Origin of the sequence: Nodularia sp. LEGE 04288, from assembly GCF_963896525.1 — a bacterium.
GTDB lineage: Bacteria > Cyanobacteriota > Cyanobacteriia > Cyanobacteriales > Nostocaceae > Nodularia.
The window spans coordinates 1-26,762 of record NZ_CAWQOY010000116.1 but is presented as its reverse complement, the minus strand read 5'-3'; the positions used below and the strand labels follow the sequence as shown (position 1 = coordinate 26,762).

22 protein-coding genes are annotated in these 26,762 nt (G+C 42.7%); 16 read left to right on the top strand and 6 right to left on the bottom strand.

Features of this window, described 5'->3' with window-relative positions; translation table 11 throughout:
* The first annotated feature begins 64 nt into the window (after nt 1–64).
* The 3 genes from AACX33_RS14050 (at nt 65) to AACX33_RS14040 (ending at nt 3,011) form a co-directional block, all read left to right on the top strand.
* Nucleotides 65–586, top strand: coding sequence for a pentapeptide repeat-containing protein (locus tag AACX33_RS14050; RefSeq protein ID WP_193998801.1), 522 nt, complete (start codon nt 65–67; stop codon nt 584–586).
* Nucleotides 587–658: 72 nt separating this feature from the next.
* Nucleotides 659–1,828: a class I SAM-dependent methyltransferase gene (locus AACX33_RS14045; RefSeq protein ID WP_193998800.1), complete on the top strand. Its 1,170-nt coding sequence runs from the start codon at nt 659–661 to the stop codon at nt 1,826–1,828.
* Between the two features lie 304 nt (nt 1,829–2,132).
* Nucleotides 2,133–3,011, top strand: coding sequence for an NAD(P)-dependent oxidoreductase (locus tag AACX33_RS14040; protein WP_193998799.1), 879 nt, complete (start codon nt 2,133–2,135; stop codon nt 3,009–3,011).
* A gap of 90 nt (nt 3,012–3,101) precedes the next feature.
* On the opposite strand, the gene AACX33_RS14035 is transcribed toward AACX33_RS14040, so the two are convergent.
* On the bottom strand, nt 3,102–6,224 hold the full coding sequence (locus tag AACX33_RS14035) for an MFS transporter (protein WP_193998798.1): 3,123 nt from the start codon (nt 6,222–6,224) through the stop codon (nt 3,102–3,104).
* A 517-nt stretch (nt 6,225–6,741) separates the two neighbouring features.
* Between AACX33_RS14035 and AACX33_RS14030 the strand changes: the two genes are divergently transcribed.
* The 4 genes from AACX33_RS14030 (at nt 6,742) to bchD (ending at nt 11,296) form a co-directional block, all read left to right on the top strand.
* Entirely contained in the window at nt 6,742–6,960 is a 219-nt protein-coding gene (locus AACX33_RS14030; protein ID WP_193998797.1) for a chlorophyll a/b-binding protein, read from the top strand.
* A 36-nt stretch (nt 6,961–6,996) separates the two neighbouring features.
* Entirely contained in the window at nt 6,997–7,209 is a 213-nt protein-coding gene (locus tag AACX33_RS14025; RefSeq protein WP_193998796.1) for a chlorophyll a/b-binding protein, read from the top strand.
* Between the two features lie 635 nt (nt 7,210–7,844).
* Entirely contained in the window at nt 7,845–9,032 is a 1,188-nt protein-coding gene (locus AACX33_RS14020) for a sensor histidine kinase (protein WP_193998795.1), read from the top strand.
* Nucleotides 9,033–9,256: 224 nt separating this feature from the next.
* Nucleotides 9,257–11,296 carry a magnesium chelatase ATPase subunit D gene (bchD, locus tag AACX33_RS14015; protein WP_193998794.1) on the top strand — a complete coding sequence of 680 codons (2,040 nt, stop codon included), beginning with the start codon at nt 9,257–9,259 and terminating at the stop codon, nt 11,294–11,296.
* A 69-nt stretch (nt 11,297–11,365) separates the two neighbouring features.
* Here the strand turns inward: bchD and AACX33_RS14010 are convergent, their stop codons facing one another.
* Nucleotides 11,366–12,151 carry an RNA polymerase sigma factor SigF gene (locus tag AACX33_RS14010; protein ID WP_193998793.1) on the bottom strand — a complete coding sequence of 262 codons (786 nt, stop codon included), beginning with the start codon at nt 12,149–12,151 and terminating at the stop codon, nt 11,366–11,368.
* Between the two features lie 670 nt (nt 12,152–12,821).
* Here AACX33_RS14010 and AACX33_RS14005 point away from each other — a divergent pair.
* The 7 genes from AACX33_RS14005 (at nt 12,822) to AACX33_RS13975 (ending at nt 18,070) form a co-directional block, all read left to right on the top strand.
* Nucleotides 12,822–13,550 carry a Bax inhibitor-1/YccA family protein gene (locus AACX33_RS14005; RefSeq protein ID WP_193998792.1) on the top strand — a complete coding sequence of 243 codons (729 nt, stop codon included), beginning with the start codon at nt 12,822–12,824 and terminating at the stop codon, nt 13,548–13,550.
* Nucleotides 13,551–13,942: 392 nt separating this feature from the next.
* Nucleotides 13,943–15,065, top strand: a protein-coding gene (prfB, locus tag AACX33_RS14000) for a peptide chain release factor 2 (RefSeq protein ID WP_193998791.1) whose coding sequence is annotated in 2 segments (ribosomal slippage) — nt 13,943–14,014 and nt 14,016–15,065 — 1,122 coding nt in all. Because the reading frame shifts where the segments join, the coding sequence is not laid out codon by codon here.
* 166 nt (nt 15,066–15,231) lie between these two features.
* Nucleotides 15,232–15,384 carry a DUF3285 domain-containing protein gene (locus AACX33_RS13995; protein ID WP_193998790.1) on the top strand — a complete coding sequence of 51 codons (153 nt, stop codon included), beginning with the start codon at nt 15,232–15,234 and terminating at the stop codon, nt 15,382–15,384.
* 42 nt (nt 15,385–15,426) lie between these two features.
* The gene (ybeY, locus tag AACX33_RS13990; protein WP_193999095.1) at nt 15,427–15,954 is read left to right on the top strand and encodes an rRNA maturation RNase YbeY; all 528 of its coding nucleotides are present in this window, start codon (nt 15,427–15,429) and stop codon (nt 15,952–15,954) included.
* A 129-nt stretch (nt 15,955–16,083) separates the two neighbouring features.
* On the top strand, nt 16,084–16,539 hold the full coding sequence (locus AACX33_RS13985) for a diacylglycerol kinase family protein (RefSeq protein WP_193998789.1): 456 nt from the start codon (nt 16,084–16,086) through the stop codon (nt 16,537–16,539).
* A gap of 156 nt (nt 16,540–16,695) precedes the next feature.
* Nucleotides 16,696–17,295 (top strand): anthranilate synthase component II, encoded by a 600-nt coding sequence (locus AACX33_RS13980; RefSeq protein WP_193998788.1) that lies wholly within the window; start codon nt 16,696–16,698, stop codon nt 17,293–17,295.
* Between the two features lie 7 nt (nt 17,296–17,302).
* Nucleotides 17,303–18,070, top strand: a complete 768-nt coding sequence (locus AACX33_RS13975; RefSeq protein ID WP_193998787.1) for an MBL fold metallo-hydrolase — start codon at nt 17,303–17,305, stop codon at nt 18,068–18,070.
* 126 nt (nt 18,071–18,196) lie between these two features.
* On the opposite strand, the gene AACX33_RS13970 is transcribed toward AACX33_RS13975, so the two are convergent.
* Nucleotides 18,197–19,423, bottom strand: a complete 1,227-nt coding sequence (locus AACX33_RS13970) for an FG-GAP repeat domain-containing protein (RefSeq protein ID WP_193998786.1) — start codon at nt 19,421–19,423, stop codon at nt 18,197–18,199.
* A gap of 444 nt (nt 19,424–19,867) precedes the next feature.
* Between AACX33_RS13970 and AACX33_RS13965 the strand changes: the two genes are divergently transcribed.
* Entirely contained in the window at nt 19,868–21,178 is a 1,311-nt protein-coding gene (locus AACX33_RS13965) for an aminopeptidase P N-terminal domain-containing protein (RefSeq protein ID WP_193998785.1), read from the top strand.
* Between the two features lie 176 nt (nt 21,179–21,354).
* On the opposite strand, the gene AACX33_RS13960 is transcribed toward AACX33_RS13965, so the two are convergent.
* Nucleotides 21,355–21,912 carry a Uma2 family endonuclease gene (locus AACX33_RS13960; protein ID WP_193998784.1) on the bottom strand — a complete coding sequence of 186 codons (558 nt, stop codon included), beginning with the start codon at nt 21,910–21,912 and terminating at the stop codon, nt 21,355–21,357.
* Between the two features lie 369 nt (nt 21,913–22,281).
* Between AACX33_RS13960 and AACX33_RS13955 the strand changes: the two genes are divergently transcribed.
* Nucleotides 22,282–23,592 (top strand): hypothetical protein, encoded by a 1,311-nt coding sequence (locus AACX33_RS13955; protein WP_227788686.1) that lies wholly within the window; start codon nt 22,282–22,284, stop codon nt 23,590–23,592.
* 180 nt (nt 23,593–23,772) lie between these two features.
* Here the strand turns inward: AACX33_RS13955 and ftsH2 are convergent, their stop codons facing one another.
* Both ftsH2 and AACX33_RS13945 read right to left on the bottom strand, forming a co-directional pair.
* Nucleotides 23,773–25,659 (bottom strand): ATP-dependent zinc metalloprotease FtsH2, encoded by a 1,887-nt coding sequence (ftsH2, locus tag AACX33_RS13950; protein WP_193998782.1) that lies wholly within the window; start codon nt 25,657–25,659, stop codon nt 23,773–23,775.
* A 380-nt stretch (nt 25,660–26,039) separates the two neighbouring features.
* Nucleotides 26,040–26,534, bottom strand: coding sequence for a hypothetical protein (locus tag AACX33_RS13945; protein WP_193998781.1), 495 nt, complete (start codon nt 26,532–26,534; stop codon nt 26,040–26,042).
* Nucleotides 26,535–26,762: the final 228 nt, after the last annotated feature.

Here is a 26,762-nt window from a genome sequence, read left to right as displayed (position 1 = left end):
TGCTGAACTCAATTTGGATTTTCTCGAAGTTACTGAGCAAATTAACAACACTCGCACAATATTTATGAAAGTAGATGAACTCCTGAAAAACTATATTGCAGGCGTTAGAGATTTTACTGGCGTTAATCTCAGTGAGGCGGATTTAAGAGAATCTGACCTGAGTGGCGCAATTTTAGATGGAGCTATTTTAGATGGCGCTAAACTGAATCATGCTAATTTAGTCCAAACTAGTTTCATTGGAGCTGACCTGAACGGAGCCGATTTGAGTAATGCTAATCTGACTGAAAGTAACTTAGTTGGTGCTATGTTGGATGGTGCTATTTTAGATGGTGCTATTCTAGATGGTGCTGATTTGAGTCAGGCTAATTTGGAAGTTGCTAATCTCATTGAAGCGGATCTGAGTGAAGCCGATTTGCAGGAAGCTAATTTACAAGCAGCAAATTTAGATGGAGCCAACCTGAGTGGAGCAGATTTAAGTGTAGCTGATTTGACTCAGGCGAATCTCTCGGAAGCCGATTTGAATGAGGCTAATTTGAATGGTGCGAATTTGGAGGATGCGGATTTAAGCGGCACAATTTTAGATTAGGGATTTTTTAAAATAATGGATGATGGTGGGTTACGCTGTCGCTAACCCACCCTACATTTTTATAGTTTTTGCATGACTTCCAATTCAGCATTGTGTCAAGCGATCGCCTATCATATTTCTACCAGTCCTCAAAGGCGAATTACTTTCGCTGAATTTATGGATTTGGCTCTATATCACCCTGAACACGGTTACTATTCTAGTCATGCTGTGAAAATTGGATTTCAGGGGAGTGATTTTTTTACTTCGCCTCATCTTGGTGCTGATTTTGGCGAGTTACTGGCGGAACAATTTTGGCAGATGTGGGAGATTTTAGCTCGTCCTGTACCTTTTTCTTTGGTGGAAATGGGAGCCGGTCAAGGTTTACTGGCTATGCATATCCTCAAGCACTCTCAGCTACATCACCCAGATTTTTTCGCGGCGCTGGATTATGTGATTGTGGAGAAGTCGCCAAGATTTCAGCAAGAACAGCAGCAACGTTTGCAAGATTTTTCTGTCCGTTGGTGCAGTTTAGCAGATATCCCTTCTGACTCGATGACTGGCTGCTTTTTTTCTAATGAATTGGTGGATGCTTTTCCTGTACATCAGTTTATTTTAGCAGATGGGGAAATGCGGGAAGTTTATGTGACCACCGGGAAAAATGAGTCTGAACCGTTGTTTGTGGAAGTGACTGGAGAACTTTCTACACCGGAACTGCAAAAATATTGGGATTTAGTGGAGATTGATTTAACTGCTGGTTATGAAGATGGCTATCGTAGTGAAATTAATTTGGCGGCTGGTGACTGGTTGGGTATTGTAGCTGACCGCTTGCATCGGGGGTATGTGTTAACTATTGATTATGGCTACCCGGCTCATCGTTATTATAATCCCAGGCGTTCGCATGGAAGTTTACAATGCTACTATAACCATCGCCACCACGATAACCCTTATATCAACGTCGGGATGCAAGATATTACCGCCCATGTTGATTTTACGGCTTTGGAACGCTGGGGCGATCGCTACGGTTTAGAAAAAATCGGGTTTATCCAGCAAGGTTTATTTTTGATGGCTTTGGGTTTAGGCGAGCGTCTTTCAGCCATTTCTCACCAAGATTTGCCCCTCTCACAATTATTGCAACGAAGAGAAGCACTACATCAGCTCATAGACCCTACAGAATTAGGTAACTTTGGCGTTTTAATTCAAAGCAAAGGACTCCAACAGACAGAAATTGCTCAACCACTTCAAGGACTAACGATACCAAGCTAAAATACGGACAAGCTAAGAATGCTATCTGATGCCGAGATAGATTAGCATAACATTGACTACTGTGCAGATTCAGATAACAGGAAAGTATTAATTATGACGGCGCATGAACTTTTTTTATTGATAACACTACTTAGCCCCGGCATCTTACTATCGGTGATCATTATGGTGACATTTGCCGCAGGTGGTTGATTTTTAGTCAGTTATCAGTGAACAGTGAACAGTTATCTCTGGACAATGATAATTGTTCACTAAGCGTACAATCAAACATACGACTGGCGACATCTGTACTAAAGGAACGTAAAAAATGAAGGTGGCATTTCTGGGAACTGGACTCATGGGATTACCGATGGCTCAACGGTTGTTAGCAGCCAACATAGAGCTAGTAGCCTACAATCGCACCCCAGAAAAATTAGCCCCACTACAGGCCGCTGGTGCAGAAATTGCCGTACATCCCCGCCAAGCAATTCGTGCGGCTGATTGCATTATTCTCATGCTGACTAACGCCGCCGCAATTTATCATGTTTTGCTTTCGGATACTTCTTGGCGAACTCTAGAAGGGCGGACTGTGATTCAGATGGGGACTATTACTCCTACAGAAAGCCAAGAAATTAGAGATGCCGTAATTGGTGGCGGTGGTGAGTATATAGAAGCTCCCGTATTAGGTAGTATTCCCGAAGCCAAAGCTGGCAAGCTGATTGTGATGGTAGGCGCTGAACCCGAACAATATCAACGCCATTTAAAGTTACTGCAAAATTTTGGTGCAGAACCTGTACTTGTGGGTTCAGTAGGAGCCGCGGCGGGTGTGAAGTTGGCACTAAATCAACTCATTGCTTCCATGACAACTAGCTTTGCTCTCAGTCTAGCTTTTGTAGAGCGTCAAGGTATCGACATAGATTTATTTATGCAAATCTTGCGCGACAGTTCACTTTATGCGCCTACTTTTGACAAAAAAATGCGGCGGATGTTGGATGGCGATTATACCAATCCCAACTTCCCCACAAAACATTTGCTCAAAGATACAGATTTGTTTATATCAGAAGCCAAATCATTAGGTTTGGATCTCAAAAGTATTGAAGCTGTGCGACAACTTGTGCAAACAGCTGTGAAAATGTCTTTTGCTAATGATGACTATTCATCAATATTTTCTGCCATTAATCAATGGGGAGAAGCGAGTGGGGAATGAGTTATTAGTCATTAGTCATTAGTCATTAGGAAGTCAAAATTCTTCTCCCTACTCCCTACTCCCTACTCCCCACTCCCTACTCCCCACTCCCTAGACTAAAACTACAGCTAGCGCTCCTCCTAATGCGGAAAACACGGCTGAAACGAAGGCTGTGGCAAATAACCACCAAGAAGCGGCGGCGGCGGCTTTGCGGGTTTCTTCTGCTTGCCGTTGTGCTTGATGCTTTACTTCTTCTAGGCGGCGTTGTGTTTCATGCTGTAAGCGTTCGGCACGTTGCAATACTTTGTTGCGCGCCCGTTCAATTTGGTCAATGACTCGGTTGGCATCTGCTTCAGATATGTCCTCACGAGAACTCATAATCGCCACTAGGGTGTCTCGGTCGAAAGAAGAAAGGCGATCGCGTAATGCGTCAAACCCTGCCTGTGGATCATCAAAGAACGTGCGGACATCGCGCTTGATGCCATCATAGTTGAGTTCAGGACGATCTAAGGCGTTGAGATAGTTACGGATACGGTCAAAAATCCCTTCTATGACATCTTGAATTCGCCGTTGCATACCCCTGATTTGTGAGGTAAATTGATCCCGCACCGAGACGATATTATCGGCAATTCTGGCGGCTTCTTCATCGGTCATATCTTCCCGAATTTTCAGCAAAGCAATCACTGTGTCACGGTCGAAATGTGCCAGGCGATCGCTCAAAGTTTCCATTCCCACTCGCGGATCATGCAACAATAATTGTAAGTCGCGTTTAATAGCTTCTGGGTTAAGTTCTTCTTTACCAGTTTGGCGCAAATACTCTGACAAATAAGCTTGGAATGTTTCCACTCTTTGCTGTGTGCGAGTAGCTAGACGACGAGGTGCGCGGACAATATTCCGAATCGAAGTTTGCACGGAATCAATGACTTGATTGACTTGCTCTTCACTCAAATCTCGGCGTTGACTCAATAACTTGACTAAAGTATCTCTGTCTACCTGCGACAAGCGACGGCTCAGGGCGACGGCTCCCTCTCTCGGTTGTGCAAATAATCTGCTAAAATCCCGTTGAATACCTTCAGGATTCAATTCTTCTTTGCCAGTGTTCCGCAAGTAATCGGTGATGGTAGCGGTTACAGAGTCGTACTGTTCCTTAGCTTTGTGTGCTAAAGCGTCAGGTGTATGGCGGATATTATGCCAGGAGTCTTCCACAGCTGCCATAATTTGATTAACTTGCTCTTGACTCAAATCTTGACGTTGACTCAATAACTGGATCAAAGTATCGCGGTCAAAGCGAGCTAATCGGGCGCGGAGGGCGATCATTCCCGATTGGGGGTCTTCGATCAGCTTTTGCAAATCGGCGCGAATCGCATCAGGATTTAACTCGGCTTTGCCAGTATTCCGCAAATATGATTCTATATTCAACCATAAGGTTTCTGCTTGGTATTTGGCTTGTTCTGCCAATCCTTGAGTTTCTACTAAGACGCGATCGCGTTGGTCTTCTAAATCGTTGAGAATCGGGTCTACTTCGTATGGTTGAAGATCATTGCGTTCTAGCAATATCTGCTGCATTTCCCGGCGGTCAAGTGATGCTAACCGCAGCGAGAGAGTTTCGTAATCCGCTTCTGGATCTGATAATAATGGTTTAAAGTTCTGCTCAATTCCTTCTGGAGTCAAATCTGCCTTATTGGTCACCAGGAGATAACTTTCTACTCGGCGTTGTAAGTCCTGAGCAATCTCTCTTTGTTCAGCAGCGCTGACGATGATTAATACCTCTTGGCGGACAGTTTCTAGCTGGTCAGCAATACCCTGGATTTGTCCTTGGGTTAGTAGTCCCCGTTGTTGGAGGGTATGGGCGAAATCTTTGGCAGACAGTCGCTCTAGTTCCCTTTTAACTATACCAGGGTCGGCGGCTGGGTCATAGATCACATCACGAAATTCTTCCCCGATTCTTCCTGGACTCAATTGCCAAGCATAGGTATTGAGTAGGTAGTTTTCCACATCAGCCCGAATTGGGCTATAGGGTTCTGAGGATCTGGGTAAACCTAGTTTATCAGCTTGTTCGATGGCTTTGTCTTTCGCCGTGGTGAGCGATCGCCAAATTTTCTCGACATCAATATCAGATAAATCTGTTCGTCCCAACACAATACCAGTCAGCGCCGTGATTCCCTGTTGTAAAGTCTGTTGCATCAGACCGGGTTTTTCTGCTGTTGGTGTTGCTGCTTCTGAAGTCCGCGTTTCAGAAATTAACCGATCCAATTTGGCGTTGAGTTCATCTGTCTTCGTTTGTCCTGGGGGAAGTGACTTCAGATAATTAACTAACTCACCTAAATGGTCTTGAGTGGGTTTTTGCTGACTGACCACCTGCTGCCAAACATTGTATAGTGTGTCAGCAATCCGGTTAACGTCTCGTTTAGAAAGGTCAGTGCGACTGCTGATTAAATCAATAAACCTTTGGCGGTCAATGTTGCGGAGGTCTGGACTCCCAGCGATCGATTGAAATTGTGGATCTTTGAGTAAGCTTTCAAAATCCCTACGAATGTGGGATAAATCTAATTCTGGGGGACGTAGCTGTTCCAGGTAATCTTCTATATTTTCCCGAATACTAGTGGGGTCAATAGCATTCCCAAATTCCCGACGCACAGCAGAGGCCGCAGCTTCAGCCGTTGCTACTACCTGCTGATTGACAGCTTTAGCACCCAATGCAGCCGTAGCCGTCCCCATAATCGCCTGAAAACCGGAAGTAGCGGAATTGACCACCGAGCCAACTAAGGAGCCGACAGTGGTCGAACTGACCCACACCAGGAGCAAAAAGTATGCACCCCAAATGACTAATCCCAGGATTGCGCCCAGTCTGGGATCTAAAACCAGTAGACTTAATTTAACTGCGAGGAAGCAAGCGATCAATAATGCGATCGTCACAGTAATTAATGTCCACAACCCCAATGCTGTCCCAATTTTGCGAACCGTACCTCCGAAACTTCCCACTTCCCCAACCACCCCATCTGAGTTGGATGAACGCCCCAAGTAGGAAATACCAGCTGCGACGGAGAGATTAGTTAATACTAGTTGGAAAGCAAAAGTCAGGATCACACCGGAAATTAAAGCGACAAAAAAGCGCGGCCCAGAATTCAGAACTGATGCTTGCGCTGGTGTAATCCCCGTGGGAACCACTGGAGCCTGCGCCAACCATAATACTGGGTTGTAGACTCCCAGGATGTTTTCCGTACATTCAAACATTATATTTCCTTTTTCTAAGTTTAAGTTTGGGGAAGATGAGGAATTTCATCAGAAGCAATTAAACATCTATTGATTCCTGTCTCTATGGCAGTACCCAACTCTTGATAACTTTCAGAATCGTGGAATTTAGCTGTTTAATGCATCCCTCTAAAGTTTGAAAACTATATCTAGCGCTAGGTAGAACTTTTGTTATCTAACAGGGGAAATTTTGCTAAAATTAGTCGGAATATCAAGTTAAAAGGTCATGATTTCTCAGGTGAAAGGCTTGATTTTAGAATCGCTGATCAAAACAATTTTCTCTGCTTAAATCAGAGAAATAGTCTCTTTCCTCAAGTGTTAATTTACATTTATTTATAATTAAGCTTTTCATCACCTCCTCAAGGTGGATTTGCCCATACTGATAAATTTCTGATTATCGTCCACAAGAGGTGTGTGTAGTTTGTACCTACAGATGGAAAGCAATTTACTGATGATTAGGTAAATTAAAGTTAAGCAATAAATAATGTAGGACAAAAAAATGGAAACTAGAGAAACTCGCCCTTCCACTGATTTACCACCAGTTGCGCTGGAATACAATGGTAGAGATCGAAATGCATTTCTGTTTGGCTGGACTCCTCAATCCGAACTCTGGAACGGTCGGTTCGCAATGATTGGCTTTCTGGCTTATTTACTGTGGGATTTAGCTGGATATAGCGTTCTGCGGGACGTGCTACATCTCATTAGTTATTCACGATAAAAAACTCAAGAATTAGTTGAATTTTGGAGTCAAAAAATGGAAACTAAAGAAGCTCGTTCTTCCACTAACTTACCACCAGTTGCTAAAGCTTATAACGGTGTAGACCGCAATTCATTTCTCTTTGGTTTTAACCCTCAAGCCGAACTGTGGAATGGTCGGCTAGCAATGATTGGCTTTCTGGCTTACCTACTTTGGGATTTAGCTGGATATAGTGTGCTGCGCGACATACTCCACTTGATCAGATATTAGTCATGAATGTGGCATGAGAAGCTAAACAAAAACTGGCATTTTCAAGTCAAAGCTGACAGTTATCCGTAAAGTGGGTTTAATACCCGGATGTGAATAACTCCTCAATCATACAGATAGGAGACGGCGGAACCAAAATTGGTGACCGCCTTTTGCATTGTGTATTATGCACTCTACACCAGCGTCGGTGCGGGGGAGTTTGAAGAAGAGGCCAGGGAGCCATGAATCAGGGGGATAATTCCGATGGAGATTCCCCACCTCTTCGTTGAACTATAAGACTTTTATTTGATTTTTGTGGGCGTAGCCTGCGTTATGTGCTAAAAAACTCAGTACAACTCAAAAAGGCTTTTTCCCACTCCTTGCTTATGCAAGCTATCGAAAATCAAAGCGGAGAACTATAGGAATCCGATTTGATTATTGCAAAAATCTAAGTATATATAGGATGTGTTATGGTTTTAGCCTAATGCACCGTCTTCCAGGTCTTGGTGCCGTACTCTCGTCGATCACACATCTTACGTGTGTTTCATAAATCAAAGCAGATTACTATATATATAATTAATTTTGTTGATCTGTACTACACTCGCTAAGATTATTGTATATGTAAGTTTACCCATCTACTCCAGACACACTTGAAAATAATGGATTTTAGTCTGTTACTGGCTGAAAGTACTGATACAATTCTCAAAAAATGGGTAGGAGCAGTTCTTAAAGATAGGAAAATTGAAAGTGCTGAAGACTTACCTTATACAGCTATCCAGAATGATCTTCCAGATGTATTAAAAGCAATGGTAACAGTGCTTTCAAAATCGGAGGGTAGTGATATTCAGTCAATAATTACTGCTAGTTGGCATCATGGAATTCTTCGCGCTAAACAAGGCTTTGATCCAGCAGAAATTACTCATGAATACCATTTATTGAGAATGGTAATATTTGATACGATTGAATCAGATTTACTGAAGGGAAAACCTTCAGAAATTATCCGTTCGATGCGTTTAATTGATGCTGTCATAGACGAAGCGATCGCGCAGTGTGTCAATAGTTATATTCAAGAACGCTTACAGGAATTTAAGCAGTTGTATTCTTCACTAGTGCTGCATAATCAGCAACTCAATCGCTTAGTTATCGCCAATCAAGATCATATTTCTCAACTCGCCCATGATCTGAAACATCCTTTAAGTTCGATTATTGGGTACTCAGATTTATTTTTACGCCAACAACGAAAAAAGCCAGAACTAAAAGATAACTACGCCAATATTGAACATATTGAGCGCGTGTTACGCAATGGTAGACAGTTACTCCGTTTGATTAATGATGTCCTCGAAATTTCCAGGTTTGATGCAGGTCAGATACAACTCCAACCAGCACTGATTAATGTCCGTGATTTGCTCGACAATGTATGTGAGATGTTCCAGCCTTTAGCTAACGAAAAAAAATTACAAATGGTTGTCGATTACGATAGTATTCCTCAAGAAGTGGTCACAGATGAATTTCAATTACAACAGATTATGACTAATCTGGTTAGTAATGCGATTCGATATACAGATGCGGGAACTATTAGTATAAGATGCCATTTGCTAGATAATAATCATTGGTCAATCGCAGTTTCTGACACAGGAATTGGAATTGCACCAGAAAACCAAACGCGCATATTTGAACCATACTTTCGTGCTAATTCTAGTAATCGGTCTTATCTTGCCGATAGCACTGGCTTGGGATTGGCTATAGTTTCACGTTTGGTAAAATTATTACAAGGTAAAATTGATTTAGTTTCGGAAGTAGGCGTAGGTTCTAGTTTTACAGTAACTATGCCTTTAGAACTAGAGTAATTCAACAAACAGCAAAATTTCTTATAATCACAAATTTTGCTTTTTGACAGTATTTTTAATGATATTTATGAGTGAATATGTATCTGCCTAAATGAGCTAAAAAATGATTTAAATCTCTTGGTGGTCACCTCCTTACCTCTGCGCCTCTGCGTGAAAAAAAAACCCTTAACTTCATGTACCAAAAATTGCTATGCTAAAAGCCAAGACCAGCTATTTTGCTAACCATGCCCGCGCCTACTATTAACCCCACAATCACAGCCTTTCCCTTGACAGCTGTAGTCGGTCAAGAAGCAATTAAATTAGCCTTGCTGTTAGCAGCAGTAGATCCCGGTTTGGGAGGAGTGGCGATCGCAGGCCGTCGCGGTACGGCAAAATCAGTCATGGCTCGTGCTATCCACGCCTTACTACCACCCATCGAAGTTGTTAAAGGCTCGATTAGTAACTGTGACCCCAACCACCCAGAAGACTGGGATGATTATCTGTTCGCTGAGTATGGAGACAAAGATATTCAAGATGTCCCCACAGCAATTATTCCAGCACCCTTTATCCAGATTCCTTTAGGAGTGACAGAAGACAGACTCTTGGGTTCTGTGGATGTAGAAAAATCTGTCCAGCAAGGTGATACGATTTTCCAGCCTGGGTTACTCGCCTCAGCCAACCGCGGTGTGCTGTATGTGGATGAACTGAATTTATTAGATGACCAAATATCAAATCAGCTATTAACAGTATTATCTGAGGGACGCAACCAGATTGAGCGCGAAGGTATTAGTTTTCAGCATCCTTGCAAATCCTTATTTATAGCCACCTATAACCCAGAAGAAGGCGCATTACGGGAGCATTTACTCGATAGAATTGCGATCGCTCTTTCTGCTGACGGTATCCTGGGCTTAGATCAAAGAGTATCAGCTGTCGAGCAAGCGATCGCCTATTCTAAATCTCCCCAAGCATTTCTCCAGCAATACGAAGAAGACTTAGACTCACTGAAAACCCAAATTCTTCTAGCGCGGGAATGGTTGAAAGAAGTCACCATCACCCAAGAACAAATAACCTATTTAGTAGCCGAAGCCATTCGGGGTGGAGTCCAAGGACATCGCGCCGAACTATTCGCCGTGCGTGTAGCTAAAGCTGCGGCGGCTTTGGAGGGACGGACAACAGTCAATGCCGAAGATTTGCGTCGGGCTGTGGAGTTGGTAATTGTACCACGTTCCACAATCGTCCAGACCCCACCACCAGACCAACCACCACCACCCCCACCACCACCACCTCAGAACCAAGAAGAAGAAGACCAGCAAGAACCCGAAGACGAAGAACAGGAAGAACAAGAACAAGAACAAGACGAACAAGACGAACAACAACCCCCCGACATCCCAGAGGAATTTATTTTTGATCCTGAAGGAGTAATTCTGGATGAAAGTGTGCTTTATTTTGCCCAAATGGCGAAGCGACAAGGCAAATCCGGTAATCGCAGCATTATCTTTTCTGATGACCGGGGACGCTACATTAAGCCGATGTTACCCAAAGGTAAAGTGCGCCGCATAGCGGTAGATGCGACTCTGAGGGCGGCTGCACCCTATCAAAAAGCCAGAAGGGAAAGACGACCAGATAAAAAAGTTATTGTCGAACAAGGCGATATCCGTTCCAAGCGCTTAGTCCGCAAAGCGGGAGCATTAATCGTATTTGTCGTGGATGCTTCTGGTTCAATGGCTCTGAATCGGATGCAATCAGCCAAAGGTGCTGTGATGCAACTTTTGACAGAAGCTTATCAAAACCGTGACCAAGTAGCCTTGATTCCCTTCCGGGGAGAACAGGCTGAAGTATTATTACCCCCAACACGTTCCATAGCCTTGGCACGTAACCGCTTAGAAAGACTACCCTGTGGCGGTGGTTCGCCCCTAGCACATGGTTTAACTCAAGCCGTCCGTGTGGGTGTAAATGCCCAAATGAGTGGAGATATTGGGCAAGTTGTGATTGTCGCGATCACCGATGGACGAGGTAATATTCCCTTAGCGCGTTCTTTGGGTGAACCGTTAGAACCAGGAGAAAAACCAGACATCAAAGCCGAATTGTTAGAAATTGCCGCGAGAATCCGAGCTTTGGGGATGCAACTATTGGTGATTGATACCGAAAGTAAATTTGTGTCTACTGGTTTTGCTAAAGAGTTATCGCAAACAGCCGCCGGTAAGTATTATCATTTGCCCAAAGCCAGTGATAAAACCATTGCCGCCATGACTAAAGGTGCGATCGCTGATTTAAAATCACGATAATTAGTCATTAGTCATTAGTCATTAGTCCCTCTGGGGATTTTTGACTTTTGACTTTTGACTGAACAGACTTTAAGACCCTGTTGGCACTGTTTGTGGTTGTAAATAGCAAATTAGATCCTGAATGCCTTTTTGCAAATATCGCGTAACTGTCATTGGACTAGTGCCAATATTTTTCGCCGCATCCTTGCGAGAAAGTTCTCTTAAAAACACCATTTCTACTGCCATCCGGGGCTTGTCTTCTAACATATTGATTGCCCCTTGCAGTTGTTGGCGTTCTTCATATTGTTGCTGAAGCACAGTAGAACGAGGACAAGGAAGCGCCTCACCCAGTGTGATTTGGCAATCAACATAATGGACTGCCGTAGCATCCAAACTCAAAGGCATCCGATTTTGAGCCGCTAACTTAGTTTCTTGCCATTCTTGTACAGAAACTTGCAATTTCTCAGCAATTTCTGCATCTCTGGGAGAGCGACCCAAGGAAATTGCTAATTCTTTGCGAACCTTTTGCCCGTCGTTGTACAGTTCTTGCCAACGACGAGGGATTTTTAATAGACTACTGCGATCGCGTAAAAAGTGCAGCATCTCACCTCGAATATATGGCACTGCAAAGGAACTAAAAGCGTATCCTTGGCTAGGGTCGAAGCGTTCAATTGCCCTAATTAAACCAAAATAACCGATTTGTTCTAAATCTTCATAAGGTTCATGACATTGATGACTGAATTTATGAGCAATCTTTCTGACTAAGCCCGTGTGTAACTGTACCAGTTGATTACGAAGTTTAATAGAGGGATTTTGGTGGTATGAGTGCAATAACTCCATACCATCAGTTCGCATAGAGGATTCACCGGTTGCCATATAAAAATTCCTTTTTTATAACTCCTTTTTCTCAAAAAAATGGAGTTTCGTATATTGCCTTCAAATCTCTCATTATTTTCCTTAGTCAAGGCTGAATAAACCATAGTCGTTTTACTGAAATTAGAAAAACTTCTACTAACGTCATCAGTATTTTTACTGAGATTTTTAGGTTTTTATCTGTTGTTAGTTATTTTATTTTTTCAATTAATAATTGATCCCAAAAAAATGTTGAATTTTGGCAACAGCAGCTAGCTATTTATGCTGAGAAATGCTTACCTGTCCCGATATACGTATTTTTATTTAAATGTAATATATCCTGATACTAAGTGATGCTCATAAATAGCATCTAGAAATGGGGGTGATAGGGGGGACAAAGAAGGAAAGGGTTTAAATCCCCGTAGGAAACAGTTTTGAACTTTGAATTGTTTCATCCCCCTCAACATTTTAGGACTTACGCTCAAATTACGGAATAACGTTCGCGTAGCGTGCGCGTAGCGCATACCACAGAGACGCAGTTCGCGCAGCGTCTCGTAGAGAGGACACAGAGGAATAAGGGTTTGAGAGAGTTTTTGCGTAAGTCCTGCATTTATCAGCCTGAAGTTTCGCTGTTAGCCACAAAAGTGGGTAAAAATGGAAATAAACCAGATATACATCTTCAAAAAACCGACTTATGAGCAATACCAGCAACTTTCGTGACGCAATTCGTGAGGCTAAAACTCAAACCCTCATTGGACCAAATGTCATTGCCAATGCCCTACCCTTTGTCGGTGGCGGTCTTGTGCTAACTGCCTTGGGAACCTATGGCGGTCTGGGCGTTATCCGTACCAACCCCAGTATTTTCTTTCCCACCTTCATTGGTGCAATGATTATGCAGTTAATTCTGTTCTTTGTTGCCCGAAATGTTGCCGAAAAAGGTAACAAAGGTTTAGCACTACCTCTACTAGCCACCTACAGTCTCTTATCTGGATACACCCTCAGTGGCTTAGTCTTAGTTGCCTTACAAACCCAAGGCGTTGGCATTCAAGGCATTGGTATAGCCGCCCTTGGTTGTGGCGTTACCTTTATTGTCGCTCGTCAAATTGGTTCCAATCTTTCCGAAAAAGATGGCATGGCTTTGACAAAAACTATCAGCTTAGGTGTAATTGCCTTGGTTATTGTCTGTCTTGCCCAATTTGCGTTGGCCATGTTTGGTGTTTATACGCCCAGTTGGTTAGAAATCGGCATCTCCGGTTTAGGGGTTTTCCTGTTTGTGGGAGTATCTGTAGTTGATTTCTACATCTTGCCCCGGACTTATAGAGATGACCAGTATTTACCTGCGGCTTTGTCGATGTACCTCACCTACGTCAATCTGTTTGTATTTATCTTGCGCTTGCTAATTGCCCTGAGTGGTCGTGATTAAGCGTCACATAATTTTAGATTTTGGATTTTGGATTTTGGATTGACCCGAATGGCACGAAGATAAGCCGAACCCTCGTCAGGGCAGGGTGTGGGAGGGGTGGGAGGTGTGAGAGGTGTGGGGAGAACGTTCGGCTCCTCTTCCCCGTCTTCCCACACTCCCCTCTCTTCCCACACTCCCCACACCCAAAAGCCAGTTATATCAAAGCTTTGCGCTTAACTTAGTGCCATTCGGATTGACCCCATAAATCTGATGGCTTTTACCACTAGAAAAAATCCAAATTAATCATTAATTGTCCGCCGTGGTTACTCTCAATCAACCACGGTTTTTTGTAAAACGATAAAGAATAGGCATTTTATACTACAATAATTAATCGACCTTCTTTAGCAAGGACTATGGAAGTATTAGAACTCAAACGCGAAATCGAAATATTGTCCGGTCGTCTGGGTAAAGCCCAGGACTATCTTTGACATACCTGCACTGACTGCCAAAATTCAAGATTTAGAACAAATAGCCGCACAGCCAGAATTGTGGGACGACCAAACTCAAGCACAACAAACGCTGCAAGAACTTAACGACCTGAAAGCCCACCTCCAGCAATATGACCAGTGGCGTTCTAGTCTGGAAGATACCAAAGCCGTTGTTGAGCTATTGGAGTTAGAAACTGACGAGGCACTATTGCAAGAGGCAGAATCTACAGTCACCAAGCTCAATCGTGAACTCGACCAGTGGGAATTACAACAGTTACTTTCTGGCCCCTATGATGCTGAAGGGGCAGTGTTGACAATTAATGCTGGTGCTGGTGGTACAGATGCCCAAGACTGGGCTTTTATGCTGATGCGGATGTATACCCGTTGGGCAGAATCCCACGGTTACAAAGTCAGTTTATCCGAAGAATCAGAGGGTGATGAAGCTGGGATTAAATCAGCAACACTGGAAATTACTGGTCGCTACGCTTATGGTTATCTGCGCTCAGAAACAGGCACACATCGCTTAGTACGCATTTCACCTTTTAATGCTAACGGTAAGCGACAAACCAGTTTTGCTGGCGTGGAAATCATGCCGCAGATAGACCACTCGGTACAACTAGACATTCCCGACAAGGATTTGGAAATTACTACATCCAGGGCTGGCGGTAAAGGTGGGCAGAATGTCAACAAAGTAGAAACAGCAGTCCGAATTGTTCACCTACCCACTGGACTGGCTGTGCGTTGTACAGAGGAACGCTCTCAGCTGCAAAATAAAGACAAAGCCCTCGCCCGCCTGAAGGCTAAACTGCTTGTAATTGCCAGAGAGCAACGCGCCCAAGAAGTCGCCGAAATTAGAGGTGATATGGTGGAAGCGTCTTGGGGAAACCAAATTCGTAACTATGTGTTTCACCCTTACCAAATGGTCAAAGATTTGCGAACAAGTGTCGAAACAACTGCGATATCGGATGTCATGGATGGCGACCTCGATGCGTTTATTCAAGCCTATCTGCGCCAAGAAAACCAGCTAGTAGAAACCACTCCTGGGTAAAGAGGCAGGGTGCAGGGGACAGGGTGCAGGGGGAGTTGGAAATAACTTTACACATCCTGGCTGCTTCACTTGCTTTCCCCTGAACCTTCATAATAGGCAAAATGGTAATGGAAGCCTAGCTAAACTGTTACATTGATATGTAGAAGAGTTTTATGACCAAATTATTATGAGCAACTCACCAACAGAACCCAAACCTAGCTATGTAAAACTGGCTATGCGAAACATGGTGCGTAAGGGAGGCACTTCCATGAAGCATTTTGCACTCACCACTATAGGGCTTTTAGCTGTTTTCGTGGGTCTTGCTTATCTAACTCACTGACAACCAACCAAAATCGAAAGCTTTGAGGAGAGTTTATAGGTGGTGCAAGTTGAATTAGATGTGCAGGATTTGTTTTACGAATCGTCCCCAAAAGCAGCGATAGATTGTGGGGATAACCATACTCGAATTTCTCCGGAAACTTGGTCAGACTGGTTTCATGGCTGGTTGGAAACGCTACACCCTCATCTGCCGCCAGCGCCAAGTTATGAAATAGGGCTGCGTTTGACCGATGACGCGGAAATTCAGTCATTGAATGCTCAATATCGTCATCAAGATCAACCCACAGATGTTTTGTCTTTTGCGGCATTGGAGGTAAATTTTCCTCACAGTCCGGAAATGCTGGCTGCGCCTTTGTATCTAGGTGATATTGTAATTTCGGTAAATACGGCTCAACGTCAAGCTCAACAGCAAGGGCATAGTTTGCGAACCGAGTTAGCTTGGTTAACCGCTCACGGGCTACTGCATTTGTTGGGTTGGGATCATCCAGATGAAGAGCAGTTGATGCAAATGCTCCAACAGCAAGTAGAATTGCTGAGGACAATCAGTATTGATATTGACATAGAATATTAAAGATTCTTGATGTCTGTAAATGTTTATAATACTTGTGTAGAAACTTGCCTCAAACTGGATTGCATCATCAAAAATCGTAAGATCAGTGAGATTCCTCTGTAATTACTTTATTCTTCTATGTTTAGGCTTATGTCCCAACAAGTTTCGCCTCCATCAACACCAAATTGCCTACCAACCCTCGTCAAGAAAGAACGGGAATTTTCCTGGCAAGTTGCTTCTAATTTATTGATTAGCTTTAAATATGCCTGGGCTGGAATCAGCTACAGTTTTCATACTCAACGCAACTTTCGCATCCACCTCAGTGTATGTGCTTTGGCGATCGCCTTAAGCATTTTCTTGCATCTGCAAGCAGTAGAAATTGCCGTCATTGCGATCACCAGTGGTTTAGTGTTGGCATTGGAATTACTGAATACAGCCGTGGAGTCCCTTGTAGACTTAACAGTGAAGCAGACATATCATGAGTTGGCCAAAATCGCCAAAGATTGCGCTGCTGGTGCTGTGCTTGTCTCCGCCTTGGTAGCTGTACTGGTTGCGGGTACGCTCTTGCTGCCGCCTCTGGTGATTTTAATTATGTCAAAGTTCTAGGTTTGCTTGTTATCCCACCCTGTCTGATAATATTTGAGAACTGGACAAACTGTGTAGATGTCGGCTTCTGCCTGGGCATCGGTTTATATGTCTGATAATGTTCGATAATTAATGACTACAGATAGTATGGGTGATAGAAACCAGGAGTTATAGGCTTTGATTATAGTCATTGATAATTATGATAGTTTTACATATAACTTGGTGCAGTATTTAGGAGAACTAGCAGCAGAGTTCCCTGTGGCATCAGATATAAAAGTTTTTCGTAACGACAAAATCACAGTAGACGAAATTCGAGCCTTAAATCCAGAGCTTGTAGTCATTTCTCCTGGGCCTGGTCGTCCAGAAAACGCCGGTATCTCCCAAGATTTGATTAAACAGCTAGGTCACAATTTACCCATTTTGGGTGTGTGTTTGGGGCATCAAAGCATTGGTCAAGTATTTGGTGGTAAAATCGTTTCGGCTACAGATTTGATGCATGGTAAAACTTCCCAAGTGTCTCACACTGGAGTAGGTGTTTTCCAGGGATTAGAAAATCCGATGGTCGCAACCAGATATCATAGTCTAGTTATTGACCGTGAAACCTGCCCAGAAGTATTAGAAATCACCGCTTGGGTTGAAGATGGCACCATTATGGGAGTGCGACACCGGAACTATCCTCACATTCAAGGAGTCCAGTTTCATCCAGAGAGTGTTTTAACATCTTCCGGAAAGCAGTTATTACGCAACTTTCTGGAACAATTACAGTCGAGAGAGTAATTAATTCATGAAACGACGACAGTTGATGGGCTATGCTGGGGCGGGGTTAGTCACAGCGCTGGTGACTAATTTGGGTTCCCACCTGAAAGCTAACGCGCAATCTAGCGGTTTATCAGTTAAGTGGTTGGGTCATACTTGCTTTCTATTTACTGGTGGCGGGATAAGAATTCTTGTCAATCCTTTTCAGACGGTTGGCTGTACAGCTGGTTATCGTCCACCAAAAGTCGAGGCGGATTTAGTCCTAATTAGCAGTCAATTGCTAGATGAAGGTGCGGTAGATGGACTACCGGGAAACCCCAAGCTTGTATATGCACCAGGTGCTTACGAGTTTGAAGGTATTAAGTTGCAGGGAATTGCCATAGACCATGACCGCAAAGGTGGTAGGCAATTTGGCATCAATACGGCTTGGAGTTGGCAGCAAGGGGGAATTAATATCCTACATTTAGGAGGCGCTGCTGCACCTATTTCCACTGAACAAAGAATCCTCATGGGTCGTCCAGATGTGGCATTAATCCCAGTCGGAGGCAGTGATAAAGCGTATAATGCCCAAGAAGCCATGCAAGCCACTAGGGTGTTAAATCCGAAATTGGTGATTCCCACTCACTACCGGACACAAGCTGCTGATGCGGCTAAATGTGATATTTCGCCAGTGGATGAATTTCTTGGCTTGATGCAGGGCATGACAGTACGTCGGGGTAATACTGATACTATTACTGTTAGCTCTAGTAATCTCCCGCAAAATAGTGAGATTCAGCTTTTAAGCTACAAATTTTAAAGTTCTGATTCTACGCTTGACACTGGAAAAATTAACTTTGATATAGTAATTAAATAGGGGCAATTCATGAATTGCCCCTACTAGAAATCGCTATAATTTTAGACTATTGCTATTCAAAAATTAGTCTTAGGCAGTGAACCATTGTGGGCTAAGTCTATTTTCTTCAGCAACAAAAGACTCAGTTGCTGTTGTGCCATTCATAGACCAAATTCTATCTACACCTGTTTGCCCATCACGCCAGTAGATATCAGTTGTGCCATTACCATCGAAGTCACCCAATGATGGGGTCAAACCAGGAGCAATGCTTGGTAGGAAAGCTTCAGTACTGACTGCTGTACCATCCATTAACCAGGCGGTGTTCTCACCAGTTACCTGATTATTCCAGAAGATATCAGTCTTACCATCGCCATTGAAGTCACCAATAGAAGATGTCCAGGATGAGTCTCGTGTTGCTAGCGCACCTTCAGTGACAAAAATACCATTCATTGTCCAAATCTTGTTCTCACCTGTTTCACTGTTGCGCCACAGTAAATCAGTTCTAAAGTCACCATTGAAATCACCTAGTGTAAAGTCCCAGCCTGCGTCTTGCGATTGCAGCGTGAAGTCAGTCTTGTTCGTACCATCCATGAACCAAACTTTGTTCTCACCGGTTGTTTGATTGCGCCAGAAGACATCACTCTTACCATTACCGTCGAAATCAACAATAGTGGGAGCAAATGATGCGTCTGTGACTTCTAGAACCGCTGCGTCAATAACTGTAGTGCCATCCATTGTCCAGATAGCATTTTGACCGCTTTGAGCATTATGCCAGAAAATATCGGTCTTGCGATCGCCATTGAAATCGCCAATGCTAGCTGTCCAATTGGGGTCAACTGTTTCCAGTGCCACGGTATTAGCTATTCTTGTGCCATCCATTAGTACAAGCCGATTCTCACCTGTTGCTTGATTACGCAACAAGAAATCAGTTTTGCCATCACCGTTGAAGTCGGCAATGTTATAAGACATCGATGATAGGTCATATTGACCCAAGGAAGCTTCTTCGATAATCCTTGTTCCATCCATCAGGCGAACGATGATTTCACCTGTTTCAGCATTTACCCAAAGTTTGTCTGTTTTGCCATCAGCGTTGAAATCAGGAACTATCGCTGCACTGGTTAAGTAAGGATTCGGGTTGGGGTTTGAGCCTCCAAATAAATTGGAGATTGTGGCTGTATTGTTTAATTGGGAGGAGCTACTACTACTGGGTAAAGTAGTATTTAATTCTGGGGAAGACTCAGATAATAAAAACGCCGATTTTGCCAAAGATTCATCAAATGAATTCTTTATTGTCTGCTCAAATCCAGAAGTAGGCATAGTGTATTTTTATGACTTGTTGTCATATAAGTTTTACCTTTTTTATTTAATTAAGTTCTGTAATTAAAAAACTTTTTTTATGATTTCAATATTTCTTTATAAACATTTATTTTTAATAATTGTCAGTCTTCTTATACATTTAGAGTTTTTGTTTATGTTTTTAATTTTTGAGTAAATTATCATGATTTATAGACAATAGATTGATATTTGTTGGATGGATTATGACGAAAAATATATATTTAAATAGCGGGTCATTTTCTGGAAAAACTTGTTATTTTAACTACATAAAAAATCCGGCGATTGAGCTTAACACAGATGTTGATTGGCGTGTAAGCTAGTAATCAAATAAATATTGGCTAAGATAATGGAAATTAGACACAACTTTTCCTAGTACAAAGCTGCCTAAAGTGTAGAATAATACTAAAACTTACAAATTGATTACTTATGCAAGCAGAATATCAGCAACGTCGCGATCGCTTAATGGCAAAAATTGGTAATGGTACTGGGATTTTTCGCAGTGCGCCAATGGCAGTCATGCACAACGATGTGGAATACACTTATCGTCAGGACAGTGATTTTTTCTATCTAACTGGGTTTAATGAACCGCAAGCAGTCGCAGTTTTAGCGCCACACCATGCAGAACATCGGTTTGTGTTGTTTGTCCAGCCGAAGGATCGAGAAAAGGAAGTTTGGACTGGTTACCTTTGCGGGGTGGATGCAGCCAAGGAAATGTATGGTGCAGATGCAGCTTACCCGATTGCTGAACTAGATGAAAAGTTGCCCCAATATTTGGAAAAATCTGATCGCATTTACTATCATTTAGGACGCGATCGCAGTTTTAATGATACCATCCTCGGACATTACCAAAGTCTACTGCGGACTTATCCCAAGCGTGGCACGGGACCAACTGGTATTGAAGATACTGGAACTATTCTCAGCAGTATGAGATTGGTGAAAAGTGAAGCAGAATTAGAATTGATGCGCCAAGCGGCTAAAATTGCTGTGGAAGCACATAATCGCGCGAGGGAAGTGACCGCACCCGGACGTTATGAGTACGAAATCCAGGCGGAAATAGAACATATTTTTAGGCTACGGGGTGGGATGGGGCCAGCTTATCCTTCGATTGTGGCTTCTGGTGTGAATGCCTGCGTATTACATTACATCGAAAATCATCGACAAATGCAGGATCAGGAATTGCTATTGATTGATGCTGGTTGTGCTTATGGTTATTACAACTCTGATATTACCCGGACATTTCCCGTAGGTGGTAAGTTTACACCAGAGCAAAAAACATTGTATGAGATTGTTTTAGAGGCTCAAAAACAGGCGATCGCTCAAATCAAACCCGGTAATACTTTTAACGCCGTTCACGATGCAGCAGTACGTGTCATCACTGAAGGACTAGTAGAACTTGGCATCCTCAAAGGCGAAATTGACAAGTTAATTGAGGAAGAAAAATATAAACCTTATTATATGCACCGCACCAGTCACTGGTTAGGTTTGGATGTTCACGATGTGGGAGTTTACCAACACGGTGAAGATAAACCGCAGATTTTGCAACCAGGTCAAGTGTTGACAGTGGAACCAGGACTTTATATAGTTCCAGATACCAAATTAGCAGAAGACCAACCAGAAACTGACCCCCGCTGGGTAGGGATTGGGATTCGCATTGAAGATGATGTTTTGGTGACACCTACAGGTTATGAAGTGTTAACGGCTGGGGTTCCCAAAGAAGTAGCTGAAGTGGAACGATAAACAATGGGGATGGTTTACACCGTCCCTGTTCAGTTATCAGTTATCAGTTATCAGTCAGGATTGACGCAAAAACTCTCTCAAACTCTCATTCCTCTGTGTTCTCTGCGTCTCTGTGGTTAGTTATTCCGTAATTTGTGCATAAGTCCTAATCAATTATCAGTCTTGAGGCTTACTGTTTACTGATTGCGATCGCATATCTGTTCCACAGAAATAGAAATATCTGGAAATGCCAGTGGTTGAATTCTTCCTGTAGACAAGGTTTGTTTTGTCGCATATTCTCCATCTAGGATGTCTCTAAACACCACTAAATGTAACTTTTTGAGATTTACAACCCAATATTCTAAAATACCTGCTGCGGCGTAGATTTTGCTTTTTAGCTCTAAATCTTTCTCTAAACTAGAGTTAGCATACTCAATTAACCAGTAAATATTCTCTGGATAGGGATGATGTTCTCGATACTCCCGTCCTAAACGTTGAACAATTGCCAGATCAGGTTCTGGTTCCGAGTCGTTGGGTAGGGTAATGGGTTTAGCATGACGAATTTTAGCGCGATCACTCAACAACTTTGCTAAAAATTCACCAGCTTCATCACTACAATAAGCATGGGGTTCTCCTTCTGGCGACATTTCGACAATTTCTCCTTCCAGCAATTCCACCTTGCGCTCATCTAAAATACCAGCGTCAATCATGCTGTGATATTCGTCAATCGTCCACTTAGCCACAATCACGTTCATGACGATTGATTCCTCCCAATAATTCTTTCATATAATATACACTTGTGCTTACTCAGCGAGCGATGTTGATCAAAATTTATTGTAAAACCTCAAATGGTAGATATTAAAGAGCCTTCCCAGTCAAAGTTATTGGGTGCAGGTAGATCAGGACAAGTTTTTTTAGTTAATACACCCGCAGGTTCTATTGCTAGAAAAATCTTCTTTGAGGACAAGATAGCCAACTTAATTCATTATTTTTTCTTTGGCGTTCCTAATCCTTACGTTTGGAACAAAAACGCTTTAAGCTGTGCTTACTATCGCCGCAAAATATTAAAGAAACTGGTTAAATTTTGGTTTGATTCTCAACTCAGGGTTGCGGACGCATTCGAGATGGGATGGAATGAAGAATTTCAAGCCTATCAACTAGATACAGAATTTATTCAAGGAAGACACGTTGAACTACACCAACCTTTCAACCAAAATCAAGGTGAAGAGTTACATGAGTTAGTTCACGTTATTATGATACCTTTGCAAAAAAGACTGATTGAGTCTGGCTTTGATGGTCTGGTTTGGCAGGCTGGTAAAGGTAGTCCCACCGCTTTAAATAATTTTTTATTAGAAAGTCGTACAGACGGAAAATATGTTTTTGTTTTTATAGATTGCGAGTCTGGTGTTCCGGCATTATTTCCGATAAATTTTTTCACCCTTTTTTCGTTTTATTTACCAAAGGCATTTAAACATGGCAACCCATTATTTGATGATGTTGATATTAGGAAATTAAAACAATATATATCTCAAGAAAAAGTCAAGTTAGAAGACAAACTAGGGATTGAAGAATATTTAGAAATATTAGAGCAGGTTGAGCATCTCGAATATCATCAAAAAAAATGGAAATCAATGAGGAGGTTTCATAGAAGCATTAAGTATCAATTACATAAAGGTTATATCACCGAAGAACAGGCTAAATGGTTTTCTGAATATCCTTTGATTTGGTATATACGTGAGGTAGGTGAAATAATTAGTAGAGGCTTTAAATTACTGATAATTTCTCTGCCATTAAAAATAGTTTGGAAATTAAAAAGCATTCATTACAAAAAATTAGTTAAGCAGTTGGGAAAATTTATATTTTCTCAGCGTTATAGATTACAAATTGCTAGAGATTACGTCTCTAGTAGAATTCTGGCTTGGCAACAACGTGGTCAACTCAAACCTGAAGAAGCTGATGATCTTTGTACACGTTTATCCAGTGAAAATGCCAGTGCTTATTTAACTGATTTTGGGGTTCATCTGAGCATTAAAGGATTTTTCAAAGTTCTAGAAATTTTAATATTACCAATATTATATTCTGCGGGATTTATTAATGAAATAGTAGTGATAATTTGGTTAGCCGTTGGCGGTCCAGCATATAGGACTATCTACACATCTTGGAGAATGATCCAAGAAGCCAGGGAAGGTAAAGAAGTCCCTTGGTTAGCATTGATTGTAGGTTTAATTCCTACTTTTGGGACTTTAGCTTATCCTTGCCAGATGATTTATTCAGCGACTGGAAAAAGAAGCAAACTCGCTCAATTTATTGTCTATGATTTTTTGACGAGATTGGGGGCAAAAATTCCAGCCTGGGGTGGTGAAGATACGCTGACTGAACATTTTTTTAATAATTGTGCTGATAAAATTGTGCGCTGGTTTAAGAAAAGAGGTTAGTTAATTTAAGATATGAACACCTCCTTTTCTCCCCCTCTGCGCTCTCTGCGTCTCTGCGGTTCGTTTAAAAAATTCCATTCATAAATCATTTTATTTGATGAGTTTTCGTGTGTTTATCGTTAGTAAAAAAATAGGGATGGTATCAACCATCCCCATTAATCTCAAATTCAATTCAAAACCTTACAGTTGTGGTACAAACTGAGCTTTATCAGGTACTTCAGCGTACTCAGCCACAATTTGGCGGAATTCTTCGCCGTCAATGGTTTCTTTTTCGATGAGCAAATCTACTAAGCGATCGCACACAGTACGATGATCACGCATAATTTGTTTAGCGTTGTCGTAGCATTTTTCCACGATTTCGCGGACTTGAGCATCAATTCGCGCTGCAATGGATTCCGAATACTCAGACCGGGTTGTCCAATCACGACCCAAGAATACTTCACCTTGTTGGCTTTCCAGTGACAGCGGCCCTAAGTCGGACATCCCGAAGCGGGTAACCATTTGGCGAGCCATTCCTGATAACTGCTGCAAGTCTCCACCCGCGCCAGTTGTGACTTCCGCAGCGCCAAAGACGACTTCTTCAGCAGCGCGTCCACCCAAAGCACCAGTAATTCTAGCTTTGAGTTGAGAACGGGAAATTAATCCTTGTTCTTCGTTGGGAGTAAACCAAGTTAAACCCTGTGCTTGTCCGCGTGGAATCAGAGTCACTTTCTGCACGGGGTCATGTTCTTTTAACAAAGTCCCGACTAAAGCGTGTCCGACTTCATGGTAAGCAATCAAGCGCTTGCTCTTGCTGTCTACCAATGGAGTTCCTTCCATACCCGCAACTACCCGATCCACTGCATCATCAATTTCGTGGATGGTGATTGCTTCTTTGCGCCTTCTAGCGGTGAGAATTGCGGCTTCGTTGAGCAAGTTAGCTAAATCAGCACCAGTGAAACCAGGAGTGCGACGAGCGATCGCATCTAAAGATACAGTAGGGTCAAGTTTCTTATTCCGGGAGTGAACTTGTAAGACTTCCAAACGCCCTTTAATATCAGGTGCATCAACAGTGATTTGGCGGTCAAAACGACCGGGACGCAACAATGCTGAGTCTAGGACATCAGGACGGTTGGTGGCAGCAATAATAATAATCCCTGTATTGCCTTCAAAGCCATCCATTTCGGTGAGCAATTGGTTGAGAGTTTGCTCTCTTTCGTCATTACCGCCACCAATACCAGCACCCCTTTGCCGTCCCACAGCATCGATTTCATCAATAAAGATGATACAAGGAGCGTTATCTTTAGCCTTCTTGAACAAATCGCGGACGCGGGATGCACCCACACCCACAAACATTTCCACAAATTCTGAACCAGAAATACTAAAGAAAGGAACACCAGCTTCCCCAGATATAGCCTTAGCTAGTAAAGTTTTACCAGTTCCTGGAGGACCAATTAACAACACACCTTTAGGAATGCGTGCGCCTACAGCAGTAAACTTTTCTGGCTGTTTGAGGAAGGTAACAACTTCTTGTAGTTCTTCTTTAGCTTCTTCAATACCTGCTACGTCGTCAAATTTGACTCCGGTTTTGGCTTCCATTTGGAAACGAGCCTTAGATTTGCCAAAGTTCATCGCTTGACCAGGGCCACCGGGCATATTGCTAGAGCGACGGAACAAAAAGAACAATCCAGTAATCAATAAGATTGGAAAAATGAGATTCCCCAACAGTCCCCAGATAGCGCCATCATTACGCATGGGGTGGGCATCAAAACTAATGTTTTTTTCTTTGAGCTTGGTAATTAACTCAGGAGAATTAATCGGCAGATCCACCCGCCACCGTTGCACACGATTTTCGATATCTTGATCGTTTGCTTCAACAATTGCCGTTCTACCACCTTCATACAGATCCACACTGGTAACACGGTTAGCGTCCAAGTATTCCAGAAAGCGGCCATAGGTCATGCGGGTATTGGCTGCATTTCTACTCATGTCAGCAGGAGCGCTAGCAAATGCCCCTTGCCAGAAGAAAAAGCCAATTACCAAAGCAGGCAATGTCCAGAGTACTGCGACTCTCCAGGAGAATTTCATTTTAATTTGCCTCTAGATGCCAATACAATTAACCATTTCTAGAAATCGATGATGCAATCACCTGTGACTAGATTAGGTGTGCCATTTTGTTTAATTTGATCTTTGATCTTAAATCGCGATAGAGCCATTAGGGCATTACGGCGATGTCAAAAAGTATCTTAATTAAAGTTAACTTAATTTTAATACAACTTTGCACCCCAAGAGAAGCAACCCAGGAGATGAACAGAAAGATAAAATCGCCACAACAACTATCTCACGGTCATTGCAGCGTTTCTACATCACTGAAAAATTAATCAATTCTGAATGAGAAATGGAGATTTGGTTTTTTTCATCCCCTCATCTCCCTCATTTTCCTGATCCAGACGCGATCAATCGCATCGCTAATTAACTTGTGTAATTTGTAACGTATAAGGAAAATACTTGTCTTTTTCGTATGAACCCACCCAAATTTGGTAATCTCCTGGTAGCCATTCCCCAACTATGCCGGGATTTTTGCCATCAAAATCGTCATTGCACCAAGTTCCGCCAGGGCCTTTGACAATCAGGGTGGTGTCTTGAGGACTTTGTACCAGTAGCTTCAGGTACTCAAATCCACTTGTTAATTTAAATGTATGTCCTGGGGTTTCACCGACAAATCCGGTACATGGGCCAGTGGGTGTTTCCGATCGCCCAGCCACTTTGTTTCCTGCTACTGAGCCGCCACTCATGCCTCGAACGGTCAAAGGATCTGGAGAAAATTTTTGGTTGATCGTGATGTCTCCAAATATCGGTGATGCTTCTTGAGCATCAGCTACGGCATGAATTCCCGATGTGATGCCGAGCGTAACTATCATCAACGATAATTTTATCCTCTGGTTTAGCGCTATTTTCGACATTGTGGTTACATAAGTTGCTCAGTGTTTTGTCATGACACGAATTTTACATAGCAAGTTCCCTGAATTAGGGAAATTGACTAACCATTGTAGATGCGGTCAAGGTCATAAGTCATGAGTAAATAGTCTCTGGTTTTCTGTGACTTGGAATGCTGGGGATTGAAGGAGCGGGGGAGCAGGGAGCAGGGAGCAGGGGAGCAGGGAGCAGGGGAGCAGGGAGCAGGGGAGAAG

Excerpts from the sequence above, each read along its gene's own strand:
- AACX33_RS14050 (WP_193998801.1), top strand. The coding sequence starts at position 65 with ATGAAAGTAGATGAACTCCTGAAAAACTATATTGCAGGCGTTAGAGAT.
- AACX33_RS14045 (WP_193998800.1), top strand. The coding sequence starts at position 659 with ATGACTTCCAATTCAGCATTGTGTCAAGCGATCGCCTATCATATTTCT.
- AACX33_RS14040 (WP_193998799.1), top strand. The coding sequence starts at position 2,133 with ATGAAGGTGGCATTTCTGGGAACTGGACTCATGGGATTACCGATGGCT.
- AACX33_RS14035 (WP_193998798.1), bottom strand. The coding sequence starts at position 6,224 with ATGTTTGAATGTACGGAAAACATCCTGGGAGTCTACAACCCAGTATTA.
- AACX33_RS14030 (WP_193998797.1), top strand. The coding sequence starts at position 6,742 with ATGGAAACTAGAGAAACTCGCCCTTCCACTGATTTACCACCAGTTGCG.
- AACX33_RS14025 (WP_193998796.1), top strand. The coding sequence starts at position 6,997 with ATGGAAACTAAAGAAGCTCGTTCTTCCACTAACTTACCACCAGTTGCT.
- AACX33_RS14020 (WP_193998795.1), top strand. The coding sequence starts at position 7,845 with ATGGATTTTAGTCTGTTACTGGCTGAAAGTACTGATACAATTCTCAAA.
- bchD (WP_193998794.1), top strand. The coding sequence starts at position 9,257 with ATGCCCGCGCCTACTATTAACCCCACAATCACAGCCTTTCCCTTGACA.
- AACX33_RS14010 (WP_193998793.1), bottom strand. The coding sequence starts at position 12,151 with ATGGCAACCGGTGAATCCTCTATGCGAACTGATGGTATGGAGTTATTG.
- AACX33_RS14005 (WP_193998792.1), top strand. The coding sequence starts at position 12,822 with ATGAGCAATACCAGCAACTTTCGTGACGCAATTCGTGAGGCTAAAACT.
- AACX33_RS13995 (WP_193998790.1), top strand. The coding sequence starts at position 15,232 with ATGAGCAACTCACCAACAGAACCCAAACCTAGCTATGTAAAACTGGCT.
- AACX33_RS13985 (WP_193998789.1), top strand. The coding sequence starts at position 16,084 with ATGTCCCAACAAGTTTCGCCTCCATCAACACCAAATTGCCTACCAACC.
- AACX33_RS13975 (WP_193998787.1), top strand. The coding sequence starts at position 17,303 with ATGAAACGACGACAGTTGATGGGCTATGCTGGGGCGGGGTTAGTCACA.
- AACX33_RS13970 (WP_193998786.1), bottom strand. The coding sequence starts at position 19,423 with ATGCCTACTTCTGGATTTGAGCAGACAATAAAGAATTCATTTGATGAA.
- AACX33_RS13965 (WP_193998785.1), top strand. The coding sequence starts at position 19,868 with ATGCAAGCAGAATATCAGCAACGTCGCGATCGCTTAATGGCAAAAATT.
- AACX33_RS13960 (WP_193998784.1), bottom strand. The coding sequence starts at position 21,912 with ATGAACGTGATTGTGGCTAAGTGGACGATTGACGAATATCACAGCATG.
- AACX33_RS13955 (WP_227788686.1), top strand. The coding sequence starts at position 22,282 with ATGGGATGGAATGAAGAATTTCAAGCCTATCAACTAGATACAGAATTT.
- ftsH2 (WP_193998782.1), bottom strand. The coding sequence starts at position 25,659 with ATGAAATTCTCCTGGAGAGTCGCAGTACTCTGGACATTGCCTGCTTTG.
- AACX33_RS13945 (WP_193998781.1), bottom strand. The coding sequence starts at position 26,534 with ATGTCGAAAATAGCGCTAAACCAGAGGATAAAATTATCGTTGATGATA.